Genomic DNA, 1,128 nt, shown 5'->3' on the forward strand with positions numbered 1-1,128 from the left:
ACTGTCCAGTTTGAAGCGGCTCGCAGCCTGGGGGACGTTTGGGCGCTCACCGTCATCTGGAAACAGCTTGGTCTTGATCGCCTGCGCCAGGTCCTGGGTCAACGAAGTCGTCATCGCATCGATCTCGAAGCCTTATTGCGCTTGATGGTCATGAATCGGTTATGCGATGCCGACTCCAAGCTGGGGACGCTGCGCTGGGCACAAACGGTCAGCCTTCCGGACATGACGCTTGACGCGGTCAGCCATCAGCACCTGCTGCGCGCCATGGATGCTTTGGTCGAGCATAAAGACGTCATTGATCAGGTGCTGGCCGACGCGGTACGCCCCTTGGTCAATGACGAGCTCTCGGTGGTCTTTTACGACATGACGACCATTCGTGCCCAAGGGTTGACCGAGAGCGAAGACGATCTGCGCCGGTTTGGCAAATCCAAGGAAGGCGGAATCGGGCGTCAATTCATGCTCGGGCTGATCCAGACCGCTGAAGGCATTCCGCTGTATCACGAGGTCTTCCCGGGTAATACCGCCGAAGTCAGCACCTTGAAGGCATCCTTGCTCAAGGTGCTCGAGCGCTTCCCGATCAAGCGCGTTATTGCCGTGGCAGACCGGGGCCTGCTCTCGCTCGATAATCTGGAAGATCTGCAAAAACTTGTCTTGCCTTCGGGCAAACCGCTGGAGTTCATTCTGGCTGTTCCCGGCCGTCGCTACAACGAGTTTGCCGAACTGCTGGCGCCTTTTAACGAGAAGACGCAAAGCACCGATGAGTCCGAGGTGATCGGTGAGCTTGAGTGGAACGATCTTCGCCTGGTCGTCGCACATGATCGCCACCGGGCCGCCGATCAAACGGCCGAACGTGACGCCACCATCGCACAACTGGAAGCCCAGGCCGCTCAATGGGTTGGCAAGCTGGACGCCCAGGACGAAGGGGCGCGAAGTCGTGGCCGAAAGTTGTCCGATGGCGGTGTGCGGGCGCGGTTTTATCACGAGGTTGCCGAACAGCGTCTGCGGCGCATCATCCGGGTCGATCTGAAAAGCGAGTTGTTCACCTATGACATCGACCAGAACGCCTTGGCGCTGGCTCGGGCTATGGATGGCAAATTGCTGCTGGTGACCAATACGCCAGACTTGACG

Annotated in this window: 1 protein-coding gene; it reads left to right on the forward strand. The window is 58.8% G+C overall.

The genetic code is table 11. The features are described 5' to 3' along the window. A partial coding sequence (locus tag PuT2_RS15625) for an IS1634 family transposase (protein ID WP_093971915.1) occupies positions 1-1,128 on the forward strand: 1,128 nt, incomplete at both ends.

Origin of the sequence: Pusillimonas sp. T2, assembly GCF_002236805.1 — a bacterium.
Taxonomy (GTDB): Bacteria; Pseudomonadota; Gammaproteobacteria; order Burkholderiales; family Burkholderiaceae_B; genus Neopusillimonas.